Here is a 1,118-nt window from a genome sequence, read left to right as displayed (position 1 = left end):
TTCGTATGTTTGAGTTCAGCGGCGGATTCAACCGGTCGACGCAACAGTCAGGTTGAACATCTAAGTGGTTGTGTGGGGGCAAAGGTTTTCGCGTGGACTCTCATTCAATTGTCTCGCGATCGCGTTGAGCTGAAGTTGTAGGAAACCCGAGATATCCATGCCCCTGAACACGCACCCCCACGCTCAGAGACGAAGCCCCACGCAAATCTTCAAGGATGTTCTGCGCTGGCGTGCACTTCGGTGATGCGCTTTTCGCGCCGCACCAGGTAGATGCCGCTGCCGATGATGATGGCGGCGCCCAGCCAGGTGTGGGCTTGGGGCAGGGTGTGCCAGAGCACCCAGTCCAGGCCCACGCCCCAGGCCAGGGCGGTGTATTCGAACGGGGCGACCGCCGATGCCTGGCCGTGCCGAAAGGCTTCGGTGATGGCCAGTTGGCCGCCAAAGCCGGTGAGGCCCAGGGCCAGCAGCAGCGGGGCGTCGCTGCTGTCCACCGCCACCCAGTCGGGTGCGGCCAGCGCGCCCGCGCCCAGCACCACAACCACCATCATCCAGAGAATCAGGCTCTCGCTGCTGTCGGTGCGGCTGGAGAGCCGCCCGGCGATGGCCGCCACGGCGTAACAGGCGGCGGCGCCCAGCACGGCCAGGCCACCGACGGTGAAGAAACCGGCCTGCAGGTCCTGGCCGCGCGGTTGCAGCGCGATCAGCACGCCCACGAAGCCGATGGCAACGGCCCACCAGTGCGCGGCGGGCACCCGTTCTTTCAGAATCGGGACCGAGAGCACCGTGATCAGCAGCGGGGCGATGAAGAACAAGGTGTAGGTGGCGGCCAGCGGCAATGAGCGCACGCCCAGGGTGAACAGCGACAGCATGACGATGCCCAGCACGCCGCGCAGCAGGTGCAGCGGCCAGCGCACGCGCCACACCGTGTGCCAGGCGCGCCGCCAGCTGATGTAGGCCAGCACCAGCGGCAAGCCGGTGAGGCCGCGCAAGCAGGCGATTTGCAGCACCGGGTAGCGCGCCGATAGTGCTTTGAGCACCGCGTCCATGAAAGCGAAGCAGCCCACGGCGATCACCATGGCGACGATGCTGCGCAGGTTGCCGGTAGATGGTTGCGTGGT

1 protein-coding gene is annotated in these 1,118 nt (G+C 66.0%); it reads right to left on the bottom strand.

Going from position 1 to position 1,118, the window contains the following annotated elements:
* Window positions 1-209: 209 nt before the first annotated feature.
* Window positions 210-1,118 (bottom strand): DMT family transporter (locus ABYB95_RS23855; protein WP_372662960.1); only part of this gene is annotated, 909 nt, incomplete at its 5' end.

Origin of the sequence: Hydrogenophaga sp. (assembly GCF_041633695.1) — a bacterium.
Taxonomy (GTDB): Bacteria; Pseudomonadota; Gammaproteobacteria; order Burkholderiales; family Burkholderiaceae_C; genus Hydrogenophaga.
Note: the sequence above shows the minus strand (reverse complement) of the source record. Positions and strands in the feature narration are given on the sequence as shown.